Consider the following 1,205-nt stretch of genomic DNA (forward strand, 5'->3'; position numbering starts at 1 on the left):
CGCGCGGCGCCGTCACGTCGGCCGCCAGGGCCTCGAGCGCGCGGCGCGCTTCATCCCGCTGCCCGGCGCGCAGCGCGACCAGGGCGGCGAGTTCGCGCGCCGAGGCGCTCCAGGGCTCGTTCGGCCGCGCGAGAGGTGCGAGGCGCGCGGCCAGCACCGCAGGGTCGCCGGCGTCGAGCGCGCGGAGCGACCACATCAGAGAGGCGAGGTCGCGATAGAGCGGGTCCGCGGCCGCATCGTTCGCCACGCGGTCATAGAGCGCGAGCGCCTGGTCACGGCTGCCCGTCTCGGCGCGCAGCGCGGCCGCGCGGAGCAGCGCGATGGTGCGGTAGCCGGTGGGCGCCGTCGCGGCCATCTCCTCGAAGCGGCCGGCGATGGCGGCAAGGTCCGCCCCCTCCTGCTCGGCGGCGCGGTGGGCGGCAATAAAGGCGACCGCGGCGGCCTCGCGGTCCCGCGCCTCATGCCAGCGCCAGCCCTGCCAGCCCGCCACGCCGGCGACGACGAGCAGCAGCAGGCCGAGGATCGGCGTGCCGAAGCGCTGCCAGAACCGGCGGGCGCGCTCGGCGCGAAGATCCTCGTCGATCTCGTCGAAGATATCGGGCACGCGGGGCACCTCTGCTGGCGGGCCGACGGGCCCGGGGACGGAAAGGGGGCGGACCATAGCCGCACGTTGGCGGTGCGTTAAGCCCGTCCGGGCCTAGGATGCTCCCATGCGCGCGATCCATCTTCTTCTGGCCGTGGCCCTGCTGCCCGGCTGCCAGGCCATCGGCGCCCCCGGGGCGCCGCTGCTCGCCATCCCCGCGGCGGTGGAGGCGGTGTCGCTACGCGCCTTCGGGCGCACAACGGGTGATTCCATCGTGTCCCTGGTGACCGGGGAGGATTGCTCAATCGCCCGGATCGGCCGCGGGGAAGCCTATTGCGGCCGGGACGATGCGCCGGCGCCGCAGCCAATCTGCACCCGTAGCCTGGGCGCCGTCGATTGCTGGAACGTTCCGCCGGCGGCCTACCCTGCCTATCGCGGCGTGGCCGACGGGCCGGCGACGCTGAACGAAGCGCAGGAGAACAACCGCATCGGCTGGACCGGCCGGTTCGGCCGGGCGGTGGCCGCCGCGGCGCAGCCGGCCGCGCCAGCCGTGCCGGCCGCGCCGGTGCTCGAACCGGCAGCCGCCATGGCTGCCACCCCCGCCGTGCAGGCGCAACCGCTG

General features: G+C 75.7%; 2 protein-coding genes. One reads left to right on the plus strand and one right to left on the minus strand.

Annotated features, from left to right (window positions below):
• Positions 1 to 604 (minus strand): tetratricopeptide repeat protein (locus tag HW577_RS25310; protein WP_198378846.1); only part of this gene is annotated, 604 nt, incomplete at its 3' end.
• Positions 605 to 710: 106 nt separating this feature from the next.
• Between HW577_RS25310 and HW577_RS25315 the strand changes: the two genes are divergently transcribed.
• On the plus strand, positions 711 to 1,205 hold a 495-nt coding region (locus HW577_RS25315; protein ID WP_198378847.1), incomplete at its 3' end, for a hypothetical protein.

Source organism: Neoroseomonas rubea (assembly GCF_016106015.1).
Classification (GTDB): Bacteria; Pseudomonadota; Alphaproteobacteria; order Acetobacterales; family Acetobacteraceae; genus Neoroseomonas; species Neoroseomonas rubea.